This is a genomic window from Halopenitus sp. H-Gu1 (genome assembly GCF_041821145.1).
Lineage (GTDB): Archaea > Halobacteriota > Halobacteria > Halobacteriales > Haloferacaceae > Halopenitus.
The window spans coordinates 23,708-49,704 of record NZ_JBGUBC010000011.1 but is presented as its reverse complement, the minus strand read 5'-3'; the positions used below and the strand labels follow the sequence as shown (position 1 = coordinate 49,704).

Below are 25,997 nucleotides of genomic sequence, written 5' to 3'. Positions count from 1 at the left end.
TCCGGAGAACAGCAACTTTATCACTCGCACGGAGCGAATTCCGCACAAGATTACTCCCAAAGGAGGTTTACGGTGACAAAAGACTACACACAACCGGAGGTGAACATCGGACTCGTCGGCCACGTCGACCACGGGAAGACGACGCTCGTCCAGGCGTTGTCGGGATCGTGGACGGACCAACACTCCGAGGAGATGAAACGCGGCATCTCCATTCGGCTCGGCTACGCGGACGCCACGTTCCGCGACTGCCCGGGCCTCGAGGAGCCGGAACGATACACCGTCGAGGAGGAATGTCCCGACGGTACTGAAAGTGAGGCTCGACGAACGGTCTCGTTCGTCGACGCCCCGGGCCACGAGACGCTGATGGCGACGATGCTCTCGGGCGCCGCGATCATGGACGGCGCCGTCCTCGTCGTGAGCGCGACCGAGGACGTCCCGCAGGCACAGACCGAAGAGCACCTGATGGCGCTCGACATCATCGGGATCGACGACATCGTCATCGCCCAGAACAAAGTCGATCTGGTCGACCGCGATCGCGCGATCGACAACCACGAGCAGATCCGAGACTTCGTCGAGGGAACCGTCGCGGAGGGCGCACCGATCGTCCCCGTCTCTGCCCAACAGGAGGTCAACCTCGATCTGCTGATTCAGGCGATCGAAGAGGAGATCCCGACCCCCGATCGCGATTCCAATGCGCCCGCCCAGATGTACGCCGCGCGCTCGTTCGACATCAATCGTCCGGGCTCGACCTTCGAGGAACTCCAGGGTGGCGTCGTCGGCGGCTCGCTCGTCGAGGGCGAATTCGAGGTCGGAGACGATCTCGAGATCCGGCCGGGCCGGGAGATCGACGAGGAGGGACGAACCGAGTGGAAACCGCTGACGACGACGATCCGGTCGTTACAAGCCGGCGGTGAACAGGTTGAAACCGCCCGTCCGGGCGGCCTTCTCGGCGTGGGAACCGGGCTCGATCCGAGTCTCACGAAAGGCGACGCGCTCGCGGGGCAGGTCGCCGGGGAACCGGGGGCGCTCCCGCCGACGCGCGACTCCTTCGAGATGGGCGTCGATCTCCTCGATCGGATCGTCGGCGAAGGAGAGATCGAGGAGATCTCCACCGGCGAGCCGCTGATGCTCACCGTCGGCACCGCCACCACGGTCGGGTCCGTCACGAGCGCGAGAGACGGGGAGTGTGAGGTGAGTCTCAAACGCCCCGTCTGTGCAGAGGTGGGCGTCCAGATCGCCATCAACCGCCGTGTCGGTGCGCGCTGGCGACTCATCGGCGTCGGGACGCTGAAATAGCGTGTTCGGGAACTCGTCGCGGCACGAAGCGAACGGGAACGCGACCGGCAGCCGAACTGCGGACCGCGATTCGGCCGCTCCGGTCGTCGCGTTGGACACGAGCGCGTTGATGGCGCCCGTGGAAGCAAACGTTCGCCTCTTCGAGGAACTCGATCGGCTCCTGGGCGAGTATCGGGCGGTCGTCCCGGCGGCCGTTCGAGCCGAACTCGATCGGCTCGCCGACGGCGGTGGGACGGAAGCGGCCGCCGCGAACGTTGGCGCCGATCTGGCCCAACGGGCCGACCTGATCGACACGGACGCGGCGAACGGAACGCGGGAGGAATCGAGCGGATCGACGAACGAATACGCTGACGACGTACTCGTTGCCCTCGCCGAACGGGGCGCAGTCGAGTACGTCGTCACGAACGATCGAACCCTCACGGACCGAATCCTGGCCCGGAACGTACCAGTAATCGGTTTAAGGGGGCAGAACGCACTGGCGATAAGGGAACCATAGCGAACGCATGTACAAGCGAGTACGACTCACAGATACGGTCGAAGTACCGCCGAAACACCTGGCGGACGTGTCCGAGAACCGGGTGAAAGCCTTGTTGCAGGACAAACTGGAGGGACGAATGGATGAGGATGTCGGCAGCGTCGTGAGCGTCATCGACGTACACGACATCGGCGATGGCGCGGTGTTGCCCAATCGCCCCGGCGTCTATTACGACGTCGAATTCGACGCACTCACCTACGATCCCGGAATGCAGGAAGTCGTCGACGGGACCGTCGTCGAGACGGTCGAGTTCGGTGCCTTCGTCGGCATCGGCCCGGTTGACGGACTGTTGCACGTCTCCCAGATCACTGACGAATACCTCAACTTCGACGCGGCCAACCAGCAGTTGGCCTCCTCGGACTCCGATAAGACGCTCGGCGTCGACGACGCCGTACGCGTCCGGATCGTCACAAAGAGCATCGACGAGCGCAATCCCCGTGACTCGAAGATCGGACTCACCGCCAAACAGCCAGGGCTGGGCAAACACGAGTGGCTCGACTCCGAAAAGCGACGCCGCGAACAGCAGAGTGAAGGCGTCGTGGAGGAGGACTGATGGCCGAGGATCGTCTCGCCTGTCGGGAGTGTCACTACGTTAACGACCCCGACTCACAGACGTGTACGCTCTGTGGATCCTCCTCACTGACCGAGGATTGGGCGGGATACGTGATCATTAACCACCCGGAGGACAGCCAGATCGCAGAGGAAATGAACATCACCGAAGCCGGATCCTACGCACTGAAGGTTCGATAGCCGATCGCGACACGTCGCAGTATCCGGAGCCATGTCGACACACAACGGTGCCCATTGCGGCACACCGGCGTGATCGATCCATCTCGCCATGTTACGACTCCCCACGGAACTCCGTTCGGCGTTCAAAGAGCCGCTTGGTTCGGTGACGACGGACGTCGACGACCTTCTCGAGCGTGTCGCCGAAACGCGCGTGGAACATGCCGAGGGAGCGACTGCGCCGCTCATCGCCGTCGGCGACGTCGTCACATACCACCTCCACATGGCGGGACGGGAGCCCGACGTCGCCCTCATCGACGGCCGGACGGAGCGAGAGGCGGTCGAAGCCGAGATCCGTCGGGCCCTCACCGGGATCGGCGAGACCCGGATCGCAGTCGAGAATCCGCCAGGTGAACTCTCACGGGACCTACTCGTCGCGTTGCGGGAGGCGATCGACCATTCGGACCGGACGGTCATCGAAGTCGACGGCGAGGAGGATCTGGCCGCGCTACCGGCGATCGCCGCCGCGCCGCTCGGCTCGAGCGTGGTCTACGGTCAGCCCGGGGCGGGTATGGTTCACGTTCCCATCTCCGACACGACGAGAAGCGACGCTCGCGAGTTACTTTCGAAGTTCGAGGGCGACATTGAGGAGGCCTTTGCAGTGCTTGGTGTGGACGTCGAGACCCTTGAGAACGGGTGAGGCGGACGGGAACGGCTATTTCCGGTTGAGGAATTCTTCCGCGACTACCTCCGGGTCCATCAGGTCGGGATCGATCGCGAGGTCGGCGACGCCCGAGAGGAACTCCGGGAGCGACCGGTCGGCGTAGGCGACGGCTCTGACCTCAGGATTCAACTCCTTGGCGACCGCGATCCCGGTCGCCTCGTCGATGTCCGTGATCACGAGGATATCGGCGTTCTCGATGCCTGCATCTTGGAGCGTGTCGGCGGAGACGACGTCCCGTATCCGACGGACCTCGGCACCGCGGGCGTCGAACGCCTCGCCGATATCGTGTTCGTCCGGGCCTGCGACGATGACGAGGGGTACGACGACGACCATCAAATCACTCGTACTCGATCGTCGCCGGCGGCTTGTGGGTCACGTCATAGACCACGCGGGCGACGTCTTCGTTCTCGCCGGTGATGCGGCTCTGGATGCGTTGAAGGGTGTTCCAGTCGATCTCCTGGGCGCGCGCGGTCATCCCGTCGCGGCTCTCGACGGAGCGAACGGCGACGATCCACCCGTGGACGCGGTTATCGCCTTTCACGCCGGTCCCCTTCCCGACGACGGCGGCGAACGCCTGCCACGGGTCGTACTCCTCGAGTTCGTCCTCGACGACGTGACACGCCTCGCGGGCGACGTCGGCCTTCTCGGGGGTGACCTCGCCGACGACCCGGACGGCGAGTCCGGGGCCGGGGAAGGGCATTCGCTCCGAGATGATCTCCTCGAGTCCGAGTTCGCGCGCAACCTCGCGGACCTCGTCTTTGTACAGGTCACGAACCGGCTCGACGATGGTCTCGAAGTCGATCACCTCCGGAAGTCCGCCGACGTTGTGGTGGGATTTGATCCCACCCTCGCTTTCGATCCGGTCGGGGTAGATCGTCCCCTGGACGAGGACATCGGCGTCCACGTCTCGCGCCTCGCGTTCGAACTCGCGGATGAACTGATCGCCGATGACCTCGCGTTTTCGCTCGGGATCGGTGACGCCCTCCAGCCGATCGAAGTAGCGGTCGGCCGCCTCGATCACCCGCAGCGAGTCCATGAACGAGAACGTCTCTCGGATCTCCTCGGTCTCTCCTTTGCGCATCAACCCCGTGTCGACGTACACCGGAGTGAGCTGGTCGCCGACGGCCTCGTAGGCGAGCGTTGCCGCCACCGAGGAGTCGACACCGCCGGAGAGGGCGATAATCGCGTTTGAGTCGCCGATCTGTTCGCCGATCCGTTCAACCGCTTCTTCGATGAATTCGTCGGTAGCAACCATTATGCGGTAACCTCCTCGTCGGCGGATGTCTCGTCCGTTTTCTCGTGCGTCTCCTCGAGAACCTTCCTGACGAACGCCACGAACGGCGGACTCGCCCGGTCCGGTCGCGATCGGAACTCAGGATGGTACTGAGTTCCGAAGAAGAACGGATGGTCCTCGCGTTCGAGGATCTCCATGCGATTTTCGGCGCGTCCCGAAAAGCGCAGGTGGTTGGACTCAAGCCGGTCGATGTACTCGGGATTCACCTCGTATCGGTGACGATGTCGTTCGGTACAGGAGTCGTCCTCGTAAATATCGGCGGCGAGCGTGTCCGGTTCGATCGCGGTCTCGTGGGCGCCGAGTCGCATCGTGCCACCCATGTCCTCGGTCTCGTACTGTTCGGGGAGGAGATCGATAACGGGATCTGACGTCTCCGGATCGAGTTCGGCGGAGTGGGCGTCCTCAAGTCCGAGGACGTTGCGGGCGTGCTCGACGACCGCGAGTTGAAAGCCGAGACAGAGCCCGAGGAACGGCACGTCGTTTCTGCGGGCGTATCGGATCGCTTCGATCTTCCCGTCCGTCCCGCGGGAGCCGAACCCACCAGGAACGACGATACCGTCGGCCTCGGAGAGCCGTTCTTCGTGTTCTTCGGCCATCTCGTCGGCGTCGACCCACAGCACGTTCACCTCCGTTTCCGTGTGGATGCCGGCGTGTTTGAGGGCCTCGTGGATCGACATGTAGGCGTCCTCGAGGGCGTATTTGCCCACGAGCGCGACGTCGATCTCCTCGTCGCGATCGCGAGTAACGAGATCGCGCCATCGCGTCGAGCGCTCCGGTTTGGGAAGGGCCTCCTCGGCGATGTCGAGTCGGGACATCACGTACTCGTCGAGTCCCTCGTCCTCGACCATCAGGGGAACGTGATAGACGTCCTCGACGTCCGGATTCGAGAAGACGGCCTCGGTCGGGACGTCACAAAAGAGGGCGATCTTCTCTTTGACTTCCAGGTCGAGCCGGTCCGCACACCGGCCAACGAGGATGTCCGGCTGGAGGCCGATCGACCGCAGCTCCTTGACCGAGTGTTGGGTGGGTTTGGTCTTCTGTTCGCCGTTCTTCGAGTAGGGAACGAGCGTGACGTGGGTAAAGAGAACGTCCTCATCGGCTTCCTCGTGGGAGAACTGTCGGAGCGCCTCGAGGAACGGCATCGACTCGATGTCCCCGACCGTCCCGCCGATCTCGACGATACAGACGTCCGTCCCCTCGGCGGCCTCGCGGATCCGGCGTTTGATGTCGTCGGTGACGTGCGGGATGATCTGGACGGTCTTGCCGAGATACTCCCCCGCGCGTTCGTTCTCGATGACGTGCTGGTAGGTCTTGCCCGTCGTGACGTTGTGATCGGAGGTCATGTCGACCCCGAGGAACCGCTCGTAGTTCCCGAGATCCAGATCGACCTCGCCGCCGTCCTTGAGCACGTACACTTCGCCGTGCTCGTACGGGTTCATCGTTCCGGCGTCGACGTTCAGATAGGGATCGATCTTCACTGCAGTCACGTCGAACCCCGCATTCGCAAGGAGTCGGCCGGTGCTGGCGGCGGTGATTCCCTTACCCAGCCCGGACATGACACCTCCAGTGACGAATACGAACTTCCGGCCAAGCGAGGGGTCGTACCCCGTATCGGGATCCGTCGGCATACCGACCGTGCGCGAGCGTCCACCTAAACGGTTTCGGGACCGCCGGCGACTGCGAGACTCTCACACGCGCTCGATCGCTCTTTCCGGGTTCCCAATTCGGGTGGGATATCCGAATCTTCAACTCGGGCAGAGCGAGACTCGATACCGGTTCAAACCCCGAGGGTCCACCGCGAGATGCCGAGGAAGATGAGCATGCCGAAGACGTCGACCACGTTCGTCACGATCGGGATCGTCGTATCGTCCGGGTCGATGCCAAGTCGGTAGGAACCGTAGGTGGCCGCGATGGCGAAACAGACGGCGATGATCGCGACCGACAGCCCGCTCGAAAGCGAGATGAACAGTATCGTCGAAAGCGGCAGGCCGCCGCCCACGATCCGACCGAACAGCCAGACGGTGACCGCGAGGGTCGAAAAGACCGTCGCCGCCAGCGCGAGTATCGCGCTCACAGTCGCCCACAGGTGTCGATCCCGCGGGTCGAACTCGGTGGTTCCGAGGTGCAACCGGGTCGTGAGCCGCGCGCTCAGGATGGCTCCGAGGTTGCCCCCCATGCCGACCATGACCGGGACCATCACCGCGAGCAGACCGTACTCGGCGAGCAACTCCTCGGCACCCTCGAGGGTGATCCCGGCCCACAACACGATCACCGAGAGTACGACGAGAAGCGGAAACATGTTCCGGATGATGCGGCGAGTCGACCACGACCCGAGCGATCCCCCCGGATCGGCCATCAGCCGATCACCTCGACGGTGCCGACGGCGACGAGGAGGAACGCCATCCCGAAGACGTCACCGAGCGTGGTGACGATCGGCCCGACGAGGTTGTCCGGATCGTGTCCCCGGGTGTAGCCCACGAAGAGCAACGAGAGCATGCCGAAGATCAAGACGATCGAGGTCAACACACCCGAGATGAGCATGATCGCGAGGAACTCGAGCGGATGTGCGGACTCACGACCCAAACCCAGCAACGCGAGCCAGGAGATGATCGCGATCACGACGGAGATGCCGATCGCGTTGATGAAGGAGGCAACGACGGCGTTGACGAGGCGGTCATTCCACTCCAGACGAGGTTCAATGAGGCCCTGATGGAGCCCACTCGATATTCGTCCGCCGAGCGCCCCGTAGACGTTCCCGCGAGTCGCAAGGAACACTGGAACCATCACCAACAGTCCCGGAAACCGCTCGATGCTCGCGAGCAGTTCCTCCAGAATGACTCCCGAGAAGAGCCCGCCCCCAAGCGCGACGAGGAGAACCGGGAGTGACTCCCGATAGATGGATACGAACTCCTCGCGGACGTTCATGGTACATTCTGTTCGAATTCGAAGTTAAAAGTACCTACTGCGATCCTCGACGGCGATCAAACGCCGCTCAGTCGTCGGCCGGTGGGGGATCGGAAAGGCCGTCGACGCCGGTCACGGTCCCGACGCCCTTGCTCGATCCCTCTCGAAAGACGAACCGCTGTCCTTCCTCGACGAGATACGGGCGGAACTTGAATCGGACTCGCGTGCGGCCGGTGTCGCCGGGAAGGAGCCTACCGTCCTCCGGGGTGAACTCGGCCGCCTCACTCGCCGTCTCGAGGTGAACGACCGGTTCGTATCCCGATCGAATTCGCGTCGGATGGTTGAGGACCATGACCTCGGCCTCGAACTCCCGGACCGGGTCGGGGTCGGCCGTCCGCGGGAGCAGCACCATCCCGCGTTCCAGTGCCGACTCCGGAATCCCCTTCAGGGCGATCCCGACGATCCGCCCCGCCGTCGCCCGATCGACGCGGTGGTAGTGCATCTCGATCGACCGCACATCGACCTCCCGAAACGACCCGTCGTTCATCGGACCCACGAGCAACTCGTCGCCGGTCTCGACGGCGCCGGAGTTCACCGTTCCGGAGGCCACCGCACCGACGCCCTTGACGTCGTAGGTGCGATCGATGTACATCCGAAACTCCTCACGATCGGGGAGCGACCGCTTCGGCAACGACCCAAAGAGGGTATCGAGAGTCTCGAGCCCGGCTCCCGTCACCGCGCTCGTCTCGACGATCGGGACGACTGACTCGCCGATCTCATCGATGGCGGCTTCGACGCCATGTCGATCGACCGGCAGGGGCGTTCGGTCGACGTCGCGAAGCAAGGACTCGATCTCGCGAGTCACCTCCTCGATTCGGTCCTCGGAGACGAGGTCGGTCTTCGTCACCGCGACGATCGTCGGCAGTTCCATGGCCAGGAGGATCCCGAGGTGCTCGCGGGTCGTTCGCGTTGGGCCGTCGTCAGCGGCGACGACGAGCAGCCCGTAATCGATCCGCTGGCCGACGAGCCCGCGGATCGTCGTCCGCAGCCACGGCTCGTGGCCGACCGTATCGACGAACGAGACCAGTCGATCCGCCTCCTCGACGATCCGGGCGCGGTCCTGCTTGCGGTGAGGGTTGTCCATGCGGACCGGGTCCTCGTCCTCGAACCCATAGACGGCATACGAGAGGTCGGCGGAGAGTCCGCGTTCGATCTCGTGGGGCTGAACGTCGAGGAATCCCCGCGTTCCGCCCTGGCCGTCGTCGGCCTGTCCGGTGACGAGCGAGCCGACGAGGGTCGACTTTCCGTGATCGACGTGGCCGGCGGTGCCGATGACCACGTGCGTGTCGTCGGTCTCCAGGACGGCACCCTCGCGAATCGTTGCGATCCCCACGAGTCCACGGTCGGCTCCGTTCTCGTGAGCGACCCTCCCGGGTTCATCGGGGGCTGCCGTCTCCTCGATGGAGCGGCGGTCGTCCATCGCATCGTCCCTGGAAACGCCCCACGTGTCGACGTCGTGGATGTGGGCATCCGCCTCCTCGGCGAGCAGCGAGAGCACGTCCATCGTCTCGGAGAAGCATTCGGGAGCGATTCCGGCGAGTCCGCCGTCGTCGGTGACGCCGATGACGTAGGTCGCCTCTCCGTCGCCCGAAAGGACGCGATGGCGAAGCTGTGCGGCGAGCGATTCCTTTCGCCCGTCCACGAGGTGGACCTCCCGGTTGAGCCGTTCTTTAAACTCGATCGCGCCACCGTCGCGTTCTCCGCGCTCTATGGCCTGTCGAAGGACAGACCGGTCCGCGCTCATACCCACCCGTAAGCCACATCGGCGTTTAAGCGTTTTCGTGGTGTGTGTACCCATTTCAGGGGTGACGTCCGAGAGTTTGGGTGAGAAATGACGGCTTTTCGGTTCACTTTGGCGTTCGAGGTCGCTACCTGTTCCACTAGTCGCGTCCGGTATCTGTAGCCGCTACCGGCGGTCCATTGCGTAGGCGATCGCGCCGCCGATCCCGCCGAAGGCGATCGGGTAGACGATCCCGGCAAGCAGCAGCGAGGGGACGAGCTCCGGTCCCGACCCGTTGACGCGGAACGCGAAGACCCCGACGACGACGATGGGAAGGTACCCGATCGTGACCATCGGACCGAGCCGGATCGCCTCGACGACCGACGTGACGGGTCCGAGGCGTCGAACGACGAGGTATCCCGCGGCCGCAAGCGACAGCGGGGGGACGAGATAGAGGATCTCCAGGGGACCGTCACCCCGTGCGATCAGGTCGATGTAAGTGCTGGTGATCCCCATGTCGACGTAGGCGGCCACCGCGTGGGCGTTGTAGAACAGCCAGCCAACGATCCGCCAGGGAGCCGGCGTTTCCACGCCGAACAGCTCGGCGATCGGCCCAATCCGCTCGATCGTCTCCCGATACTCGCCAGCCTTCCAGAGGTACGTGAGGAGGTAGCCGAACGCGTAGGCTGCGATGCCCCCGATCGCTCCCTCACGTATCGATCGAAGCGAGAAGCCTGTGGATCCACTCGCATCCCCGGTTTCGGCGGGATCGGCATCCGACATGAGCGATCACCTCCGCTGTTGCAGTACGTCCCGCGGGGAAGCCGATTTCCAACCGGTTGATGGCCGCGTTGAGTCCCGGTGAACGTCGCCACGATCGATGGAGGAACGCGGATTCCCGGATGATCGACCGGAACGAGAGGTGGATCGCACGAGCGACTCCGTTATGGCGGGCATGCTCGAAGCCGATGGACTCCGGCAAGAAAAACCCGCGTCAGCCGCCCGGATGACTGACGTCAGACGTTCGTAGGGTCTCCCCCGTTCCCGTCATCGAGTCATCGGACGTGGATTCGACATGCTCACCGTTCGTGTACCCAGAACTCCTCGCGCTCCGTGGTCTCCTTTTTGAAGATCGGAACCCATTCTTTGAGCCGATCGATCCCGTCTTTGACCGTTCGAAACGCCTCGTCGCGGTGGCCCGCCAACACCACGACGAAGACGATGTCCTCGCCGTCCGGGATCACGCCGGTACGGTGGTGCATTCGAACGTCGAAGACGCCCTCACGCGCCTCGAGTTCGGTGGCGATCGCGTCCATCCGATCGGCGGCGACGCCCTCATAGCGCTCGAAGGCGAGATGCGTCGTCCGATCGTCCTCGGGAGCGTCACGCGCCCGAACCCGGCCGGTGAAGGTGGCGATCGCCCCCGACCGATCCGCGCCCTCTCCCTCCTTGACGCGCGCGATCAGTTCCTCAAGAGTGATCCACGGCTCTGCGGCATCGATCACGTTGATGAGGTCGTCGATGTCGACCGCGGCCGGATCCTCGAGTTCGTGAACGACGGTCCCGGCGACGTCCTCCGGAGTTCGATCGTCGTCAACGAGCACGGTCGGAACGCGAAGCCGCGTCCGACCGGTGACGATCAGGTAGTCGTGGGTCGGTGCGAATCGGTCGAGAAGCGCCGTGAGATCCGCGTCCGTTCCCGCTGCCGTCCACGTTCCGTCCTCGTCCAATCGGACGGCAGTGTCGGCTCTCGACCGCGCCGTGAGCGCGTCGACGGCTCCATCGTCGTTCGTATCGGCGGCTGCGTCCACCTGCACCACACCGTCGTCCGTGCGCTCGGCCAGACGGTCCACGAGGCGGTCGGCAAGATCGTCGGCACCCGTGCCAAGTATCGAGAGCGGTTGCATATCGATGGAGGAGTGAGCCAGCGGCTTAGGACTTTCCCGCCGTTCCTCGAGGACCTCGCTGACCTCTCGGGGAATCCCGTTACGGCACCCGGGGCCGGCGAGTCAAACGGATTTAAGTCGACGCGTCCATCGTATCGTGTGTGAGCAACAACCAATCCACCGACGAGGAGCAAACCTATCTGGACCGCGACGATAAACCGGAACAGCTCCGTAGCCGCGAGGTGACGGAGGGGCTCGATCGGGCCGGCCATCGTGCGATGTTTCGTGCGATGGGGTACGACGACGATGACCTCTCTTCACCGATGATCGGGATCCCCAATCCAGCGGCGGACATCACGCCGTGTAACGTCCATCTCGACGACGTCGGCGCAAGAGCCCACGCCGCAATCGACGAGAACGGCGGGATGCCCATCGAGTTCGGTACGATCACTATCTCCGACGCCATCTCGCAGGGGACGGAAGGGATGAAGACCTCGCTGACCTCCCGGGAAATGATCGCCGACTCCGTCGAGTTAGTGTCGATCGGCGAGTACCTCGACGGGCTCGTCACCGTCGCGGGCTGTGACAAGAACCTTCCCGGGATGATGATGGCCGCCATCCGGACGGACCTCCCCTCCGTCTTCCTGTACGGCGGCTCGATCAAACCCGGCGAACACGAGGGGCGAGAGGTCACGACCCAGCACGTCGCGGAGGCGGTCGGCGCGGTCGCCGTCGGTGACATGACCGAGGAGGAACTCGACTCGCTGGAACGCACCGCCTGCCCGGGAGCGGGATCCTGTGGCGGGATGTTCACCGCCAACACGATGGCGTCCATTTCCGAGGTGATCGGACTCGCCCCGCTCGGCTCGGCGAGCCCACCAGCCGAGGACGAGGAGCGATACGACGTCGCCGCCGAGGCCGGCGAACTCGCGATCGAGGTGGTGCTCGAACAGCGCCGTCCCTCGGACATTCTCAGCCGCGAGAGCTTCGAGAACGCGATCACCCTGCAGGTTGCGATGGGCGGATCGACGAACGGCGTGCTCCACCTGTTGGCGATGGCCGCCGAGGCAGGCATCGATCTGGACATCGAGGACTTCGACGAGATCAGCCGAAACACGCCCAAAATCGCCAACCTCCAGCCCGGCGGGGATCACGCGATGACTCACCTTCACGAAGCCGGCGGCGTTCCCCTGGTGTTGAAGCGACTCCATGAGGCGGGCCTGCTTCATGGCGACGCGATGACCGTCACCGGCCGTACCCTCGGCGAGGAGATCGAACGGTTCGACCTTTCCGACGGCGGCGCCGACGTGGAGTTTCTCCGGACGGTCGACGATCCCATCCACGAGGAGGGAGCGATCAAGATCCTGACCGGGAACCTGGCCCCCGACGGTGCCGTGTTGAAGGTCACCGGCTCACAAGAACACATGCATCACGAGGGGCCGGCCCGCGTGTTCGAGCGGGAGGAGGACGCGATGGCGTACGTCCAGGATGGAAATATTGAATCAGGCGACGTGATCGTCATCCGCAACGAGGGACCCCAAGGAGGTCCCGGAATGCGCGAGATGCTCAGCGTGACTGCGGCCGTCGTGGGTCAGGGCCACGAGGACGACGTGGCGCTTCTCACCGACGGTCGATTCTCCGGCGTGACTCGCGGTCCGATGATCGGCCACGTTGCTCCCGAGGCGTTCGTGGGCGGGCCGATCGGCGCAATCGAGGAGGGAGACACGGTCACGGTCGATGTGCCCGACCGGACGCTCGACGTCGATCTCGACGACGATGAGATCGAACGACGCCTCGAGGAGCGTGAGGAGCCGGAACCGAACTACGAATCCGGCGTTCTGGCGAGATACGGGGCCTTCTTCGGCTCCGCCGCGGAGGGCGCCGTCACGAATCCGGGATTGCAACGTCGCTGAGGATTCGACGGGACCTCAACCGACGTATCCGAGCGCTTGCAACCGATCGCGGATCGCGGCGTCGTCGCTTTCTCCGCTTTCCGTCGTCGGTTCGTAGGTCCGCTGATCGGTGGCCGTGGTGGTCGTCCATGGCACCGTTCGAACGCTCGGGTGGAGACAGCCGACCGGATGATCGTAGATTCCCCATTCACCGAGGGCGTCACCGTGGTCGGCCGTGATGGCGACACGCTCGGCGTCCACGTTCGAGAGGAGGATCTCGACCTCGTCAAGCACGAGCCGGAGATTCTCCTGATAGGCCGCCCAAAACGTCTCGAAGTCGATCCGTCCCTTCCGGAGCGCATCAACGACAGTGTCCGAAAGGGCAGGGCCGAAGGGATCGGCGTCGAAGCCCGCATCGAGGCCGACGAAGGGGTGATGCGGCTGGACGTAGTGGACGATCAGCCGGTCGGGGTCCGACTCGCGAGCGGTCCGGATGGCCCGGTCGGTGACCGGACGCGGCAGGACCGTGTCGGTCTCCTCGTCCCAGGCATACCGCCAGACCTCATCGAGGGTCCCGAAGCGATCGGCCGAGAGGATTCGATCCGAAAAGACGTTACTCGTTATATAGGCCGTATTCGACACCGCCTCGGCGTGTTCGTCCGTGAACGTCTTCGCCATCCACTCCTTGGACATACTACCAACCGACTCCATCCGTTCTATCTCCCCGAGGAACGCATACTCATCCGTCACCGACCGGAGGAGATCAACCCGGCAGGCGTCCAGGATCACGAGCACGTCCCAGTCACGGTCGTAGACGTTGCGCCCCCGGGAGAACGGATACGTCAGCCACCACAGCCCCGTATACAGGTCATAGGCGATGTCACGGACCCCCTCGAAACCCCGGTTTCGTATCTTCTCCCCTGACACCGACAGCCAGTCTCGAAACGTCACTGACCGGGCATTATTCGTGCGTCTGCAATTATCCATCGTCTCTCCGTGAGCCACAAGTTTAAATACTGGTAGGAAACGATACGAGCACGATGAGCCGAATAGGGCGGCATATCGCGGAGACGACCGGGAGTTGGATCGGGATACTCGGACTGTTGGTGTTCGGGTTCTTGACCGGACCGGATATCTGGACCGTGGTGATAGCGCCGCTTTTCGTTCGGATCCAGTTTCTGCAGGGGGTGGTGTCGGCCGGACTGTTCAGCCTGGTTATCGCGAGTACTGGCTACCTCCTCGCCGCCGACGTCTGGCGAAGCGAGGCCGCCGACGAACGGATCACGGCCGGACCGCCCGTCCAAGCCATCGTTCCCGCCTATCGTGACGCCGACGTCCTCGATGCGAGCGTCTCGAGCCTGCTGGAGAACGACTACGATCCGCTTTCGATCGCCATCGTCGCGGAACCCGACGACGATCGGACTCGAAGGCGGGCCGAGGAGTTGGCCGACAAATACGACTCGGTAACGTGTCTCCTCAACGAGTCGCCGGGCTCGAAGGCCACCGCGATCAACTACGCCGTCAAATGGAGTCAGGCGGACCACTTCGTCGTCTTCGACGCCGACGAGCGGGCGTCACCGACGTTCGTCTCCACGGCGATGGGCCAACTGCTCGGCGATGCGGACGTCTTTCAGGGCCGTCGTGTCCCGCGGCCGACCGGGGCCGTCGAGACGCTTGCCTACTGCGAGCGCGTGGTCGTTCAGGCAGGATACCTGATCGGGGATCTGGTTGGGTTCACCCACTGTCAAAGCTCCGCGACCGGCTTCACGCGGGAGGCGATCGAGGCGGTCGGCGGCTTTGCCGACGTGTTGACCGAGGACATCTACTTCTCCCACCAGTGTTACAGGGCGGATCTGACCGTCGTCCATAACCGCCGATGTACCAGCTCGATGGAAGCGCCCCACACGCTCTTTGACCTGTGGGGCCAGCGAAAACGCTGGCGCATCGGCCACGTCCAGGTATCACACCTTCGGATCCGAGAGGCGCTTTCGGAGCGGCCGACCTTCGGTGACCTCGTTACCGTCGGCCGCGCAGTCGGTGCGGTGCTCGCCGGTGGGGCGCTTTTGATCCTCACTGCACACGTCCTGCTTCTCGCGCTGGTCGATACCGGATCGGCACTCGTTCCTCTCGCGTGCGTTTTCGCCATGATCGGCGGCGTCTGGAGCAAGGACGCACTCGAGGGACGTGTCGGATGGCCGTCGTGGACGATCGCCCTCGCGCCGCTCGTCTATCTCGGTCACGGCATTTTGACGATCAAGGCCGTTCTCGAGTACGTGCTCACCTGGGAGGGCGAGTGGTATCAGGTGACAAAAACCGGTGCGTGAACGGCCCTCCCTCGCTTTCCCCGATCGCTCCAGGAGGATGGGACATCCACCACCGATCGGCACGACACACTATTTATAAATCCCTTCGCCGACGAGTCGAACCAACCCCGTGTCACGAGACGAGTCGGTCGGTGCCGGATGGATCGATCGTCGGACGATCACGAAGACGCTTCTGGGGTTCGCGGTCGCGATCCTTCTCGTATACCTGATCGGGGTGGTCGTCGGCTGGGAGCGGACCATACAGCGTCTCCGCGTGGCGAAAATCGAGTGGGTCCTGCTCGGAGGTCTCTCGGCGATCGCCTGTCTCGCCGTCTGGGCGAAGACCTGGCAGGTCGTTTTGCGGGCGATCGGGATCGTGGTTCCGTATCGAAAGCTGGTCGTGACGTTTCTGTCGGCGACGTTCGCGAACTACGTCACGCCGATGGGGCAGGCCGGGGGAGAGCCGTTCATTGCCTACATTCTGACACGTGACACGGAGGCGACCTACGAGGAGAGTCTCGCGAGCGTCGTCACGACCGACGTGATCCGGATGCTGCCGTTTTTCACCGTCGGCGGCGTCGGGCTCGGCTACCTGTTGGGAACGACCCAACGCCTTCCGGGGCCGGTCGAGTGGTTCGCGGCCGTACTGGTCGCGCTCGCGATCGGGCTGCCGCTTCTGGCCGTCGCGAGCTGGGGATTTCGGGACCGGCTCCGTGCGGCGATCCGCCGGCTCGTCGCTCCGATCGCTCGGCGGAGCCATCGGGTTTCACTCGCCTCCGTGGACGATCGGATCGAGCGGCTCTATGAGTCGATCGAGGTCATCGCGGGATCCCCGCGCGCGCTCCTCGTCTCGGTCGCGCTCGCGTACGTCGGATGGGTACTTTTCGCGCTGCCGCTTTATTTTTCGGCCATCGCGATCGGGACTCCCATCTCCGTGTTCCTCGTGTGCTTTCTGGTCCCCGTCAGCGTCGTCGCCGGATCGACGCCGCTTCCCGGCGGGTTGGCCGCGATCGAGGGGACGCTCGTCGCGCTTTTGACGGCGCTGACCGTGCTCTCGACTGCGGACGCGCTCGCGGTGACGACGATCTACCGGCTCGTGAGCTACTGGTTCGTCGTCGGCGTCGGCGGAGTCGCGACACTTTGGGTAATCCGTCGGAACTGATACCGGTCGGAGGGTGTGCAGAGAAAGGCCGATAAATGCGGTTTGCCATCGCAGGAATGACCCGAGTCCATGTTCGCTTGACAATCCTTAAGAGCGCGACAGAGTTACCCGAACCCAATGAAGGTCGTCGTATCCATCGGCGGAAGCGTTCTCGCACCGGATCTCGATCCGGATCGCGTGGCGGCACACGCGGAGGCGATCGAGGCGATCGCCGAGGCGGGATGTGAAGTCGGGGTCGTCGTCGGTGGCGGCAGCGTCGCCCGTGAGTACATCGGGGCAGCCCGCGCTCTCGGCGCGAACGAGGTCCAACTCGACCAGCTCGGGATCGGTGTCACGCGGCTCAACGCCCGACTGCTCATCGCCGCGTTGGACGAGCGGGCGACGCTCTCGCCCGCCGAGGACTACGACGAGGCGGTCCGAGCGCTCCGTCGCGACGAGGTGTCGGTGATGGGCGGAGTGATGCCCGGCCAGACGACGGACGCCGTGGCTGCCGAGTTCGCGGAGGCCATCGACGCCGACCTCCTCGTGTACGCGACGAGCACGAACGGCGTCTACGATGCCGATCCGAACGTCGACCCCGAGGCCGAACAGTACGAACGTCTCTCCCCGCGAGAACTCGTCGATCTCGTTCTTCCGATGAGCCGGGACGCCGGCGCGTCCGCGCCGGTCGATCTCCTCGCGGCCAAGCTGATCGATCGCGCCGATCTCCGATCGATCGTCCTCGACGGAACTGACCCGTCTGCGATCGTCGAGGCGGTTCTGGAGGGGAGCCACGACGGAACCGACGTCGTTCCGGCCGCCTGTGTGGAACCGGACGCCTGGAGCGGGGGGACGTAGATCGAATGGCCGACCCGAACGACGAGGACGGGGGCCCGAACGACGAGAACGGGAACCCGACCGCGAGGGAGACGAACACGGGAACCGAGATGGTGACTGACACGAACACGGGAACCGAGATGGTGACTGACACGAAATCGGGAGCGAACGGTGACACGAACACGATGGATCCACACGCGACCGGCGGGAACGAACACCACGCCTTCTGGGCGGATGCGGTCGCGGACGACGTCCTTGCGCGCGATCCGGACGAGCCGATCGTGATCAAAGGCGGCGTTTCCCCCTCCGGCGTCGCCCACCTCGGAAACTTCAACGAGATCATGCGCGGTCATTTCGTCGCGGCCGTGCTTCGCGAGCGCGGGCACGGGGTTCGACAGGTGTTCACCTCCGACGACCGGGATCCGCTTCGGAAGGTTCCCCGAAAACTCGCGAACACCGACGGGGAAATCGTCGGTCTCGGCGAGGTCGATGCGGGCGCGCTCGGGCGTAACTTAGGCAAGCCGTACACCGATATCCCCGACCCGTTCGGCGAGGCGGATTCCTATGCCGCCCACTTCGCGAACCTGTTACAGACCGACGCCGAACGTCTCGGCGTTCCCGTCGAGATGATCTCGAACACGGCGCTCTACGAGGAGGGGACCTTCGATCCGGTCGTTCGGACCGTTCTCTCCGACGTCGATCGGGCCCGCGAGGTCCTCTCTCAGTATCAAGCGAAAGTCGACGACGAGTACGTTCCCTTCAACCCGATCTGTTCCGCATGCGGGAAGGTCACGGAGACGGTGACGGCGATCGACCTCGAGGCGGAAACCGTCGAGTACGTCTGCACCGACATGGAGGCTGGCGAATCGACGATCGAGGGGTGTGGCCATGAGGGAACCGCGAGTTTCCGAGAGGGCAAACTTCCCTGGCGCTTCGAGTGGCCGGGACAGTGGGACGTGCTCGGCGTCGACTTCGAGCCGTTCGGAAAGGACCACGCGGAGGGATCGTGGCCCTCCGGCGTCGACATCGCGCGGAACGTATTGGACGTCGAACCACCCGTTCCGATGGTCTACGAGTGGTTTACGCTCAACGGCGAGGCGCTCTCCTCGTCGGCGGGCAACATCGTCACGGTGCCGGAGATCCTCGAACTGCTTGAACCGGAGGTGCTCCGGTACTTCTTCGCGCTCGAACCGAAGAAGGCGCGGGATCTGAACCTGGAGCGGCTCGACCAACTCGTCGATCGATTCGACCGGTTCGAGCGCGCGTATTTCGGCGCGGTCGACGACGAGGAACTCACTCGCTTTGCCGAGCGGGCGTATCCCTTCGTCGTCGAGGAAGTGCGTGAGGACCGTGTCCGGCTGCCGTTCACCTTCGCCGCCGTCCTCGGGATGGTCGAGGACGAGGCGTTCCGCGAACAGTTGGCTCGCGACGAGGGACACTTCGATGCGGACACGCCCGAGTGGGCGATCGAGGACGCACTCGAACGCGTCGAGCGGGCACGGACCTGGGCCGAGCGGATGGACAACGAGTACAACTACCGACTCCAGACTGAACTTCCGGAGGTGTCCTTCGATCCGGCGATCGAGGCGGCGCTCGACGACCTCGCAGCGTACGTCGCCGAGGGACACGATGGCGAGGCGATCCAGAGCCGGATGTACGAGACGGCCCGCGAGCACGATATCGAGGTGTCGATGTTCTTCGAGGCGGGCTACCGGCTCTTCTTCGACGAGACGCAAGGGCCACGACTCGGCGAGTTCCTCGGCGAGTTAGAACGGGAGTTCGTGGTCGACCGGCTCCGACGGGAGGCATAGGCGATGTCGGAGGATCGATCACTCGAGGAGTTCACGGCCACGAACGGGACCGATGATGACGGAGACGAGGCCGAATCCGACGACGGCGGCGTCGAGAACGGCGACATCAACGACCAAGATGACACCGACAACGCCGGAGACGGGATCGAACCTGCCACGGCAACGACCACCGTTTCGTCCTCCGGAGCTCCGTGTGAGCGCTGTGGAGCGGTCGTCGAACGTCGCTGGCTCGAGGGGAACGCGTACGTCTGTTCGGACTGCAAGGAGTGGTAACTGACACTGACTCCGGCGACGCCATCGCCGGTCGCTCACCGTCGCGTCGGCCGATCGAACCCGTCCGCAAGCGTTGCCTCCTCGATCGAAAGCACCGTCGGCCGGCCATGTGGGCATCTGAAGGGCCGATCACACTCGCCGAGCCGATCGATCAATGACTCCATCTCCGGGACGTCGATCGCGTCGCCGCGTTTTAACGAGGGATGACACGCAAGGTCCGCGAGCAGGCGCTCGCGAGGATCGTCCGGGCTCTCGCCGGCAGCGAGAGTAGCCAGCACGTCGCGGAAGGCCTCGACGTCGGCCGTCCGGCCGAACGGAGCCGGAACGGATCGAAGTCGAATGGTGGTCCCCCCGAACGTCTCCGCCGTGAAGCCGAGTCGAGAGAGAGCCTCGGCGTGTGCCTCCATCGCGGCGCGTTCCTCACTTGAAAGCGAGATCGTCGCCGGCGGATCGAGCGTGACGGTTGCCTCGGGTGGAGAATCGCCGTGCGGCTCGCTCCGGGCGTGGGTCTCGAAGGCACGCTGCAATCGCTCGAAATTCACGCGTTCGTGGGCCGCATGGGCGTCGATCACGAGTAGCTCGTCGCCGGCGTCACACAGGACGTAGAGGTCGCGGTACTGGCCGATCGCCTCGACGTCGGCGAACGGCGAGGCGTCCGACGGGGTCGAAAGCGACGTCTCCAGATCGGTCGCGACCTCGGCCTTCCGCCGGAGGTCTGCACCCGTGAGCGCGTCCTCGACGATCGCCGCGAGCGCGTCGGCGACCGGCTCGCAGCGACGCAGTCGAACCTCACGTTTCGCCGGGTGGACGTTGGGATCGATCTCGGTCGTCGGGATCCGCACGTCGAGGGCGGCGACCGGCTCGCGACCGTCGGGGAGCAGTCGGCCGTATCCCTGTGAAACGGCGCGTTCGAGTCGGGCGTTCTCGACCGGCCGGCCGCCGACGGCGATCCGAACGTGGTCGCGGGTGGCTCGCGAGAGGGACGGATACGCCAGGACGCCGCGAACGTCGATGTCGATGGCGGGAGCATCGACATCGTCCGTCTGCAGGCGACGGGTCGCGTCGATTTCCGTCGACTGGCTTGCGGCGTCTCGGTCGTAAACGCCGAGGACGGCGTCGCTCCAGCCGGTTCCCGGCGTCGAGAACGTCTCCCTGCCGTCGTGTTCCAGTGTGAAGGCGACCTCGGCGCGCGCGAGAGCGTAACTCGTCACGAGCGACGAGATCCGGGCGAATTCAGCGGCCGTCCCCGCGAGCGACTCGCGTCTGGCCGGGCGGGTGGCGAAGAGGTCCTCGACGACCACGGTCGTTCCCCGGGCGCGCCCCGCGTCGGCGATCGTGACGTCGGCGTCCGCTGTGGCATCTCCGCTGAATCGTGGTCCCGCTTCGATCCGAGTACCGACGGCGCCGCCGTCGTTCGTGAGAATCTCGAGGCGCGCGGCCTCGGCGATCGAAGGCAGCGCCTCACCCCGAAACCCGAGCGAGGAGACCTCCCTCGGATCCACGCCGTCTCGGAGCTTGCTCGTGGCGTGTCGCTCGATCGCGAGTCTCGCATCCGAAGGGGCCATGCCGCGGCCGTCGTCGCGTACCCGGATCGACTCCGTACCGTCGCCCTCGACGGCGATCTCCACGCGCGTCGCGCCGGCATCGAGCGCGTTATCGACTAGCTCTCCCACGACACGAGCGGGGCGCGTGATGACCTCGCCGGCGGCGATCCGATCGATAGTGGGCTTCGAAAGCCGTCGTATCCGGGATCGCTCCTCGTCCGCGGCGTTTCGAGAGTCCTCACGATCGCGAATCCCGTCAGTCATCGTTCCAGTTCCCGTTTCAAGTCGGCCAGCGTGTTCAACGCCTCGACCGGCGTCATCGTCGCGATGTCGAGACGCCGGAGTGTCTCGGCGAGATCGTCGCGGGATTCGTGGGTGTCATCCAGGCCGTCTCGGGGGTCGTGAGTGTCGCCACGATCATCGCGGGAATCGTTGGTGCTGTCTCGCCCGCGTTCCGCGTCTCGACCGCCCCCCGAATCGTCCACTCGTGATCCATCTGCTGTGCCGGAATCGCTCGCATCCAGGAACTCACGGAGGGTCGGATCGTCGGCGGTGGAGACCTCGTCCTCGGACGGGTGCGTGGGAGTCCCGTTCCTGGAACCGGTGACGTCCTCGGCCGAAAGGAGTTCACGCGATCGACACACGACGGGCTCCGGGACCCCGGCAAGTTCAGCGACTTCGACGCCGTAGGATGACGAGGAGGCGCCGCGAGCCACTCGGTGAAGGAAGGTGACGTCGCCGTCATCGCGGGTCGCGGTGAAATGGAGGTTGAACACGCGGTCGCACTCGTCTGCCAGGTCGGTGAGTTCGTGATAGTGGGTGGCGAAAAGCGTCGTCGCTTCGAGTTCGTCGTGGATGAATTCCGCTGCTGCGCGGGCGATCGCCCGTCCGTCCGTGGTCGCCGTGCCGCGGCCGACCTCGTCGAGAAGCACGAGCGAGTTCGGCGTGGCGTCGTGGAGGATCTCCGTGAGTTCGCTCATTTCGCGCATGAACGTCGAGTGGCCGCCGGCGATGTCGTCGGAGGCGCCGACTCGCGTAAAGACGCGATCGACGATCCGGACCCGTGCGGCCTGGGCGGGAAGAAACGAGCCGATCTGGGCGAGCACGACCGCGAGCGCGATCTGCCGCATATAGGTCGATTTACCGCTCATGTTCGGCCCGGTGATGATCGCGACGCTCCCGAAGGGGAGATCGGCGTCGTTGGGAACGAACTCGCCTGTTCGTTCGACGACCGGATGCCGCCCGCCCTCGATCTCGATACCCGGGCAGTCGTCGTCTTTTGCCGGATCGACGATCTCCGGGCGGACGTAGTCGTTCTCGATCGCGACGGTCGCAAGCGATCGGAGGGCATCGAGTTCCGCAAGTGCGTCCGCGAGCGACTGGAGCCGGTCGGACTCGTCGGCGACAGTCTCACGAACCTCCCTGAATCGGTCGTACTCCATCGCGTCCGCCCGCTCTGCAGCACCGAGGATCTCGTCCTCGCGTTCCTTCAGCTCCGGCGTGTAAAACCGCTCGCTGTTCTTGAGCGTCTGACGGCGGTGGTAGTCGTCGGGAACTCGATCGAGGTTCGGGTCGGTGACCTCGATGTAGTAGCCGTGTACCTGGGTATGGCCGACGGTCAGTGAGTCGATCCCCGTCCGCTCGCGCTCGCGCGCCTCCAACTCAGCGATCCATTCGCGTCCCTCGCGCTCGGTCCGGCGAATCTCGTCGAGTTCCTCGTCGAATCCCTCCCGGATGACGTCGCCGTCGGTGATCTCCTGGGGTGGGTCGAGGACGATCGCCCGATCGATCAACTCGCGTATCTCCGCGAGCGGGTCGAGTCGATCGCGAAGCTCCATGAGGTGGGGACACGGGGGATCGCCCTCGGCGTCACTGCTGGCGTCGCCGTTGGCGCTGGCGTCGCCATTGGCACCAGCGCTGGCGTCACCGTCGGTGTTGGCGTTGGATCTGGCGTCACCATCGGCGTCACCGTCGGCCTCGACGTCACCAGCCCACTCCGCGTTTCCGTCCGAGAGAGCCTCCCGAAGGGCCGGAACGATCTCGAGGGTCGCATGAAGCGATCGAAGGTCGCGGGCGTTCGCCCGGCCACGTGAGACGCCGCTCACCAGCCGTTCGAGGTCGTATGCGCTCGTGAGGCGCTCGTCGATCGTTTCCCTGACGAGGGGGTGAGCGACGAGCCATTCGACGGCGTCGTGCCGCGACCGGATACGGTCGGCGTCGACGAGAGGGCGTCGCAGCCACCGTTCGAGGCATCGGCGACCGAGCGCGGATCTCGTCCGGTCGAGGACGTCGAAGAGGGTATCGCTCGCGCCCAGCCCGCGATTCTCGAAGAGTTCGAGGCTCCGGCGGGCGGCTGCATCGAGCCGAAGCCGATCACGCGGGTCGTAGCGGCGAATCCGGGAGACGTACTCAAGGGGACCGTCATCGCCCTGGGTGTACTCGGCGTAGGCGAGGACCGCGCCGGTCGCACGGAGTTCGGCGTCGTTCGCGAATCGCCGATCCGGAGCCGTGAGATACGGCTCCAGCCGATCACGAGCGGCCGCGGTCAGAAATCGGTCGTCGTCGATCCTCGTCTCCATCCACCGCGTGTCGGCTCCATCCGGTCGGTCCTCGATCCCGGGGCCGTAGACGACCTCGGCGGGATCGATCCGGGCGAGTTCCTCGGCAACGGTCGTGCAGTCGCCGCTCGTGACGAGACATTCGCCGGTCGCGACGTCGACCGCGGCGAGCCCCCGGACGTCGCGTCCATCGCCCGCGTTCCCGGTCTCGTGGGCAACGGCAGCGACGTAGTTGGTCGTTCCCGAGGCGAGAAGCTGTTCATCGACCACGGTTCCGGGGGTGATGACCTGCGTGACCGCGCGATCGACGAGCCCGGAGGTCGCCTTGGCGTCCTCGACCTGATCCGCGATCGCGACGCGATAGTCCGCATCGAGCAGGCTCTCGAGATAGCCCGTCGCGTTGTCGATCGGGATCCCCGCCATCGGGTACTCGCCGGTCGAGTCCTCGCGTTTCGTCAACGTCACTTCACAGACGCGGGCCACCTCCGCGGCCGCCTCACAGAACGCCTCGTAGAAGTCGCCGACCTGAAACAGGACGAGGGCGTCCTCGTGGGCCGCACACAGATCCGCATACTGGGAGAGCATCGGGGTCAGCTCCTCGCGGGCGGTTGCGATCGAGGGGGGCAGTCCGGTGACCGTCGCGGAATCCGCCGTCGGCATACACGCGGAACGGCGGGCAAGGGGGATAAACGCCACGGACGGCGCGGTCGGTTCGAACGATCCGATCGGCCCGATCGGGTCCTGAAAGACGTGCGTATTTCGAACCATCCGTTCGTCGATCGACGCGTTTGGACACCTGACCGACAGCTATAAATGTAGTATTGTATAATATGGGCACAATTAAGATGAGTTCAAAACCAGCGACGTTCCTGGTGATTGCGGTGTCGGTCCTCCTTCTCGGAGCCACGATCGCCACCGGTGTCGGGACCGTTTCGGCGGAACGATACAATGATTTCTCACAACCGACGCTCGAACCCACGATACAGGGCGAGAACGTGGTTGCACCGGGAGAAACCAAACGGTTCGATCTGATGGTCCAGAATCGCCATGAGGGGACGACTGAGACCGATCAGCGGATCGATGATATTGCACAAGTTGTACAAACTCATCGAGTGAACCTCGGTGCTGCAAGTGCCGTGACGGCGTCCGTCGAGTCGGCGGACGCACCGCTTGAGGTCAAGACCGGTACCCAGAGCCTTGGGACGATCGACGCCGGAAGCGGCCGCCAGACGAGCCTCTCGCTGGAGGTCGATGAGAACGCGTCGCCGGGAACCTATCGTGTTCCTGTGACGATGGAGTATGAGTACGTTCGTGGGATTACCGTGGATTCCAACGACTACATCATTCACCGAAACACGGAAACGGTCACCAAGTACGTCACGATCCGGGTCGAGAAGTCCGTTCGACTCGACGTTTCGGATGCCACGAGCCAGGGTATCTATAAGAACGCCGACGGATCGATCACCGTCACCGTTCGAAACGACGGAACGGAAGTCGCCCGAAATGCGGAACTCACGATGATCGAGTCGGAGCATTTCCGTCCCCGAAGCGAGGGCGTCTCGATCGGTCGACTGGAGCCGGATGAGACTGCGACGGCCACCTTCCAGACGGGCACCTCGGCGATCGATACGCCGGGTGAGTACCCCGCGAAGTTCCGCTTGAGCTACGAGAACGAGAACGGGAATATTGAGGAATCGAGGATCCGAACGGGATCGGTTCCGGTCTCCGAGGGGCCCTCATTCGAGTTCACGACCGAAACCGAGGAGCTCTACGTCGACTCGATCGGTGCCGTCACGGTGACCGTCATGAACACCGGCAACCGGACTGCAACGGACGCAAGGGTGGTCTTAGACCCGATTGAACCGTTCTCATTGCTGTCGAGTCAGTCGAACCTGGGGACGCTTGACCCCGGCGAGTCGGCGACTGCACGGTTCAAACTGGAGGCCTCGGACCGAACGATCCCCCAGGAATACCCGTTAACCTTCTCGGTCATCCACGATGACATCTACGCGAAGTCGGTCGAAAGCGAGAAACGATCGGCGGCGGTGACGGTGGAGCCTGAAAAGGAATTTACCGTGGTCGAGACGACGGATCTGACCGCCGGTTCGACGGAGACGCTCGAGATGACGATCGAAAACACTGGCGGTGGGACGCTCTCCGATGCGGAGGTTCGGATCAACACCAACTCGCCGTTCGAGACCGACGACGACACGGCCTACGTGGGCACGCTCGAACCGGGGGAGACGGTGACGGTGACGTTTACCGTGACGACCGATGAGGATGCGACCCCGAAGGAGTACTCGCTCGATACGACGATCAAACACGACAACGCGTTCGGCGAGACCGTCGTGACCGACATCGAGTCGGCACCGGTCACTGTGACGTCCGCCGAGAGCCGCCTCCCGCTCCTCATCGGGATCGTCCTCGTGATCCTCGCGATGCTCGTGATAGGGATCGCCTACCGGAATCGACTCCGCTCCCGGCTTCGGTAAC

Annotated in this window: 23 protein-coding genes; 12 read left to right on the top strand and 11 right to left on the bottom strand. The window is 64.4% G+C overall.

Going from position 1 to position 25,997, the window contains the following annotated elements:
- The first annotated feature begins 72 nt into the window (after window positions 1-72).
- The 5 genes from ACERIT_RS09770 to ACERIT_RS09750 all read left to right on the top strand — a co-directional run bounded on the left by ACERIT_RS09770 (window position 73) and on the right by ACERIT_RS09750 (window position 3,257).
- A complete protein-coding gene (locus ACERIT_RS09770; protein ID WP_373674664.1) occupies window positions 73-1,296 on the top strand; it encodes a translation initiation factor IF-2 subunit gamma in 1,224 nt (407 codons plus the stop codon).
- A gap of 1 nt (window position 1,297) precedes the next feature.
- Window positions 1,298-1,792 carry a PIN domain-containing protein gene (locus ACERIT_RS09765; protein WP_373674663.1) on the top strand — a complete coding sequence of 165 codons (495 nt, stop codon included), beginning with the start codon at window positions 1,298-1,300 and terminating at the stop codon, window positions 1,790-1,792.
- A 7-nt stretch (window positions 1,793-1,799) separates the two neighbouring features.
- Window positions 1,800-2,384 carry a DNA-directed RNA polymerase gene (locus tag ACERIT_RS09760; protein ID WP_373674662.1) on the top strand — a complete coding sequence of 195 codons (585 nt, stop codon included), beginning with the start codon at window positions 1,800-1,802 and terminating at the stop codon, window positions 2,382-2,384.
- The gene (spt4, locus tag ACERIT_RS09755; protein WP_373674661.1) at window positions 2,384-2,581 is read left to right on the top strand and encodes a transcription elongation factor subunit Spt4; all 198 of its coding nucleotides are present in this window, start codon (window positions 2,384-2,386) and stop codon (window positions 2,579-2,581) included. The genes ACERIT_RS09760 and spt4 overlap by 1 nt, the downstream gene beginning before the upstream one ends.
- 88 nt (window positions 2,582-2,669) lie before the next feature.
- Window positions 2,670-3,257, top strand: coding sequence for a GTP-dependent dephospho-CoA kinase family protein (locus ACERIT_RS09750; protein ID WP_373674660.1), 588 nt, complete (start codon window positions 2,670-2,672; stop codon window positions 3,255-3,257).
- A 15-nt stretch (window positions 3,258-3,272) separates the two neighbouring features.
- Here ACERIT_RS09750 and ACERIT_RS09745 read toward each other — a convergent pair whose 3' ends face one another.
- The 8 genes from ACERIT_RS09745 to ACERIT_RS09710 form a co-directional block, all read right to left on the bottom strand.
- Window positions 3,273-3,614, bottom strand: coding sequence for a CTP synthetase (locus ACERIT_RS09745; RefSeq protein ID WP_373674659.1), 342 nt, complete (start codon window positions 3,612-3,614; stop codon window positions 3,273-3,275).
- Window positions 3,615-3,618: 4 nt separating this feature from the next.
- On the bottom strand, window positions 3,619-4,536 hold the full coding sequence (guaA, locus tag ACERIT_RS09740; protein ID WP_373674658.1) for a glutamine-hydrolyzing GMP synthase: 918 nt from the start codon (window positions 4,534-4,536) through the stop codon (window positions 3,619-3,621).
- Window positions 4,536-6,203, bottom strand: coding sequence for a CTP synthase (locus ACERIT_RS09735; protein WP_373674657.1), 1,668 nt, complete (start codon window positions 6,201-6,203; stop codon window positions 4,536-4,538). Before ACERIT_RS09735 ends, guaA begins: the two co-directional genes overlap by 1 nt.
- Window positions 6,204-6,352: 149 nt before the next feature.
- The gene (locus tag ACERIT_RS09730) at window positions 6,353-6,931 is read right to left on the bottom strand and encodes a magnesium transporter (RefSeq protein WP_373674656.1); all 579 of its coding nucleotides are present in this window, start codon (window positions 6,929-6,931) and stop codon (window positions 6,353-6,355) included.
- A complete protein-coding gene (locus ACERIT_RS09725) occupies window positions 6,931-7,500 on the bottom strand; it encodes a magnesium transporter (RefSeq protein WP_373674655.1) in 570 nt (189 codons plus the stop codon). The genes ACERIT_RS09730 and ACERIT_RS09725 overlap by 1 nt, the downstream gene beginning before the upstream one ends.
- A gap of 67 nt (window positions 7,501-7,567) precedes the next feature.
- Window positions 7,568-9,283: a GTPBP1 family GTP-binding protein gene (locus ACERIT_RS09720; protein ID WP_373674654.1), complete on the bottom strand. Its 1,716-nt coding sequence runs from the start codon at window positions 9,281-9,283 to the stop codon at window positions 7,568-7,570.
- 162 nt (window positions 9,284-9,445) lie between these two features.
- Window positions 9,446-10,042, bottom strand: a complete 597-nt coding sequence (locus ACERIT_RS09715) for a transporter (protein ID WP_373674653.1) — start codon at window positions 10,040-10,042, stop codon at window positions 9,446-9,448.
- 296 nt (window positions 10,043-10,338) lie between these two features.
- Window positions 10,339-11,166, bottom strand: a complete 828-nt coding sequence (locus tag ACERIT_RS09710; RefSeq protein ID WP_373674652.1) for a molybdopterin synthase — start codon at window positions 11,164-11,166, stop codon at window positions 10,339-10,341.
- Between the two features lie 140 nt (window positions 11,167-11,306).
- Here ACERIT_RS09710 and ilvD point away from each other — a divergent pair, with 140 nt between their 5' ends.
- Window positions 11,307-13,058 (top strand): dihydroxy-acid dehydratase, encoded by a 1,752-nt coding sequence (gene ilvD / locus ACERIT_RS09705; protein ID WP_373674651.1) that lies wholly within the window; start codon window positions 11,307-11,309, stop codon window positions 13,056-13,058.
- Between the two features lie 15 nt (window positions 13,059-13,073).
- Here ilvD and ACERIT_RS09700 read toward each other — a convergent pair whose 3' ends face one another.
- Window positions 13,074-13,988 (bottom strand): hypothetical protein, encoded by a 915-nt coding sequence (locus ACERIT_RS09700; RefSeq protein ID WP_373674650.1) that lies wholly within the window; start codon window positions 13,986-13,988, stop codon window positions 13,074-13,076.
- Window positions 13,989-14,077: 89 nt separating this feature from the next.
- On the opposite strand from ACERIT_RS09700, the gene ACERIT_RS09695 reads away from it, so the two are divergent.
- The 5 genes from ACERIT_RS09695 (at window position 14,078) to ACERIT_RS09675 (ending at window position 19,402) form a co-directional block, all read left to right on the top strand.
- The gene (locus ACERIT_RS09695) at window positions 14,078-15,361 is read left to right on the top strand and encodes a glycosyltransferase family 2 protein (protein WP_373674649.1); all 1,284 of its coding nucleotides are present in this window, start codon (window positions 14,078-14,080) and stop codon (window positions 15,359-15,361) included.
- Between the two features lie 109 nt (window positions 15,362-15,470).
- On the top strand, window positions 15,471-16,502 hold the full coding sequence (locus tag ACERIT_RS09690) for a YbhN family protein (RefSeq protein WP_373674648.1): 1,032 nt from the start codon (window positions 15,471-15,473) through the stop codon (window positions 16,500-16,502).
- A gap of 117 nt (window positions 16,503-16,619) precedes the next feature.
- Entirely contained in the window at window positions 16,620-17,339 is a 720-nt protein-coding gene (gene pyrH / locus ACERIT_RS09685) for a UMP kinase (RefSeq protein WP_373674647.1), read from the top strand.
- A 164-nt stretch (window positions 17,340-17,503) separates the two neighbouring features.
- Complete coding sequence (lysS, locus tag ACERIT_RS09680) at window positions 17,504-19,129, top strand: lysine--tRNA ligase (RefSeq protein WP_373674719.1); 1,626 nt, start codon at window positions 17,504-17,506, stop codon at window positions 19,127-19,129.
- Window positions 19,130-19,132: 3 nt separating this feature from the next.
- Window positions 19,133-19,402 carry a hypothetical protein gene (locus ACERIT_RS09675; RefSeq protein WP_373674646.1) on the top strand — a complete coding sequence of 90 codons (270 nt, stop codon included), beginning with the start codon at window positions 19,133-19,135 and terminating at the stop codon, window positions 19,400-19,402.
- 35 nt (window positions 19,403-19,437) lie between these two features.
- Here the strand turns inward: ACERIT_RS09675 and mutL are convergent, their stop codons facing one another.
- Both mutL and mutS read right to left on the bottom strand, forming a co-directional pair.
- Window positions 19,438-21,210: a DNA mismatch repair endonuclease MutL gene (gene mutL / locus ACERIT_RS09670; RefSeq protein WP_373674645.1), complete on the bottom strand. Its 1,773-nt coding sequence runs from the start codon at window positions 21,208-21,210 to the stop codon at window positions 19,438-19,440.
- Window positions 21,207-24,164, bottom strand: coding sequence for a DNA mismatch repair protein MutS (gene mutS, locus ACERIT_RS09665; protein WP_373674644.1), 2,958 nt, complete (start codon window positions 24,162-24,164; stop codon window positions 21,207-21,209). The genes mutL and mutS overlap by 4 nt, the downstream gene beginning before the upstream one ends.
- A gap of 185 nt (window positions 24,165-24,349) precedes the next feature.
- Between mutS and ACERIT_RS09660 the strand changes: the two genes are divergently transcribed.
- Window positions 24,350-25,996 carry a COG1361 S-layer family protein gene (locus ACERIT_RS09660; RefSeq protein ID WP_373674643.1) on the top strand — a complete coding sequence of 549 codons (1,647 nt, stop codon included), beginning with the start codon at window positions 24,350-24,352 and terminating at the stop codon, window positions 25,994-25,996.
- Window position 25,997 lies beyond the last annotated feature (1 nt).

Bases quoted from the DNA above. Each gene is read 5' to 3' on its own strand.
- ACERIT_RS09760 (WP_373674662.1), top strand. From the start codon at position 1,800: ATGTACAAGCGAGTACGACTCACAGATACGGTCGAAGTACCGCCGAAA.
- ACERIT_RS09715 (WP_373674653.1), bottom strand. From the start codon at position 10,042: ATGTCGGATGCCGATCCCGCCGAAACCGGGGATGCGAGTGGATCCACA.
- ACERIT_RS09725 (WP_373674655.1), bottom strand. From the start codon at position 7,500: ATGAACGTCCGCGAGGAGTTCGTATCCATCTATCGGGAGTCACTCCCG.
- ACERIT_RS09660 (WP_373674643.1), top strand. From the start codon at position 24,350: ATGAGTTCAAAACCAGCGACGTTCCTGGTGATTGCGGTGTCGGTCCTC.
- guaA (WP_373674658.1), bottom strand. From the start codon at position 4,536: ATGGTTGCTACCGACGAATTCATCGAAGAAGCGGTTGAACGGATCGGC.
- ACERIT_RS09675 (WP_373674646.1), top strand. From the start codon at position 19,133: ATGTCGGAGGATCGATCACTCGAGGAGTTCACGGCCACGAACGGGACC.
- lysS (WP_373674719.1), top strand. From the start codon at position 17,504: ATGGATCCACACGCGACCGGCGGGAACGAACACCACGCCTTCTGGGCG.
- ACERIT_RS09710 (WP_373674652.1), bottom strand. From the start codon at position 11,166: ATGCAACCGCTCTCGATACTTGGCACGGGTGCCGACGATCTTGCCGAC.
- ACERIT_RS09745 (WP_373674659.1), bottom strand. From the start codon at position 3,614: ATGGTCGTCGTCGTACCCCTCGTCATCGTCGCAGGCCCGGACGAACAC.
- ACERIT_RS09750 (WP_373674660.1), top strand. From the start codon at position 2,670: ATGTTACGACTCCCCACGGAACTCCGTTCGGCGTTCAAAGAGCCGCTT.
- pyrH (WP_373674647.1), top strand. From the start codon at position 16,620: ATGAAGGTCGTCGTATCCATCGGCGGAAGCGTTCTCGCACCGGATCTC.
- ACERIT_RS09695 (WP_373674649.1), top strand. From the start codon at position 14,078: ATGAGCCGAATAGGGCGGCATATCGCGGAGACGACCGGGAGTTGGATC.
- ACERIT_RS09730 (WP_373674656.1), bottom strand. From the start codon at position 6,931: ATGGCCGATCCGGGGGGATCGCTCGGGTCGTGGTCGACTCGCCGCATC.
- ACERIT_RS09735 (WP_373674657.1), bottom strand. From the start codon at position 6,203: ATGCCGACGGATCCCGATACGGGGTACGACCCCTCGCTTGGCCGGAAG.
- spt4 (WP_373674661.1), top strand. From the start codon at position 2,384: ATGGCCGAGGATCGTCTCGCCTGTCGGGAGTGTCACTACGTTAACGAC.
- ACERIT_RS09720 (WP_373674654.1), bottom strand. From the start codon at position 9,283: ATGAGCGCGGACCGGTCTGTCCTTCGACAGGCCATAGAGCGCGGAGAA.
- mutS (WP_373674644.1), bottom strand. From the start codon at position 24,164: ATGCCGACGGCGGATTCCGCGACGGTCACCGGACTGCCCCCCTCGATC.
- mutL (WP_373674645.1), bottom strand. From the start codon at position 21,210: ATGACTGACGGGATTCGCGATCGTGAGGACTCTCGAAACGCCGCGGAC.